Below are 1,574 nucleotides of genomic sequence, written 5' to 3'. Positions count from 1 at the left end.
AAGCTTTTTAGAAAAAGCTTCACCAAAAATCTTTATAATTTCAGGATGTTATTGAGCGTGACTTTTCAAACAGTCTTGCAGGTCTTTGACTGTGGTCTGGGAATTATAGCGTGATGAATCTTACGTCGTAATGATTTCTGGTGTTAAGAGTAATATTCACCGAGTTTATTAATAAATATTAGTGATTTCTGGACAGTAAATTCTTTGTAAGTGTCTTTGTGACCGTGGGAGATCCAACAGTTTATAAATGACTCTAAAAACATTGTAGCCACCATGTAACTTTATTTTTCATTATTTTCTATTAGGTAAAAGATCTTTCTTTTGTCACAATCAGAAAAGAGACTGAAGTAATTACAAAGCTGGCGGCCTAAATCTGCCAAAATCATAGGCAGATTATCCGCACCCTTTTGTGAAATAAAATTATAAATATTATTGGAAATACATGGCATATCTGTTATTTTATTTATTAATTCTTCCATATTTATCTACTTTCTATCGCAAGGTGCAGAGGCCGCCCGGCATCGCGGATACGGACTGGCGTCATGCCCAGCACATCCCCATCCACCTGCACCGGGACTGGCGTTGCGGCATGGACCTCTATGTCGTGCCCGGTCACGATCCGCACATCATGCATCCGCTCCACCCGCCCCAGCAGCAGCGCGCATCCCATGCGTAGGGTGGCCAGAAGGCCTTCCGTTTCCAGCATGATGACGCGAAACCCCGCCTCATGCTGCATGCCGGTGTGGCAAAGGACGAACCGCCCGCCATACAGGCGTCCCTTGGACACCACGACGCCATGGGCGTGGTGCGTGGTGCCGTCCACCTGTACCTGCAACGTCGTAAAACGGTAACGCAGCGCCGCGCCGAACATGGTCAGGACATAGGCCGTGCGTCCCACCATGCGTTTCAGGCGTGACGGCAGCCCGTGTACCACACAGGCGTCGAACCCGATTCCGGCCATCTGGACAAACAGGCGGGCATGTTTCGTATCCTCCGCCATGCCGGGCCATATGGTCGCGCTGGCGCCCGACAGGATCAGACGTGCCGCCGCCTGCGGGGCAAAGGGTATGCCAAGTTCACGGGCCAGAACGTTCGCACTGCCCGCCGGGAAAATACCCATGCGCTGCTGTGTTCCTGCAAGGACCTGCGCCACTTCGGCAATCGTGCCATCCCCGCCCGCGGCGATGATGCAGTCGGTCCCGGCCGCCCCCAGGGCCTGGCGCGCCAGTTCCTGCGCATGGCCCGCATGGCGCGTCGTCAGGACCCGCACCTGCGCCCCACCCGCGCGCAGGGCGGCGATGAACCGCGCGAGTGGCCTGCGCCGCCTGCGTCCCGCCGTGGGGTTGACGATGATGCATGCCCGCATGCCCGTGATACCCTTCATGTTCTTTCGCCGGGGCGCTGCATGACCGGATAATGGCGTCGTGTTCTAATGTAGATCATTGATAAAAATCATAAAAATTCGACTATCATCTTGTTCTGGCTGTAAGAGATTGTTTGAAAATAAGTCATTGATAAAAAAAAGAAAAATTTTTGGGTGCTGCCTTTTTTCAAAAAGGCGGCGTCTTCTGAAG

Annotated in this window: 1 protein-coding gene; it reads right to left on the bottom strand. The window is 52.3% G+C overall.

Annotation, left to right across the window (positions count from 1 at the left end; translation table 11 throughout):
• Positions 1–481: 481 nt before the first annotated feature.
• A complete protein-coding gene (locus B7G66_RS13770) occupies positions 482–1,384 on the bottom strand; it encodes a diacylglycerol/lipid kinase family protein (protein ID WP_003616493.1) in 903 nt (300 codons plus the stop codon).
• Between the last annotated feature and the right edge of the window lie 190 nt (positions 1,385–1,574).

Origin of the sequence: Novacetimonas hansenii JCM 7643 (genome assembly GCF_000964405.1) — a bacterium.
In the GTDB taxonomy this organism is placed as follows: Bacteria; Pseudomonadota; Alphaproteobacteria; order Acetobacterales; family Acetobacteraceae; genus Novacetimonas; species Novacetimonas hansenii.
This window is presented reverse-complemented; position numbering and strand designations above follow the sequence as displayed.

Coding starts and splice junctions, on each gene's coding strand:
- B7G66_RS13770 (WP_003616493.1), bottom strand. CDS start 1,384: ATGAAGGGTATCACGGGCATGCGGGCATGCATCATCGTCAACCCCACG.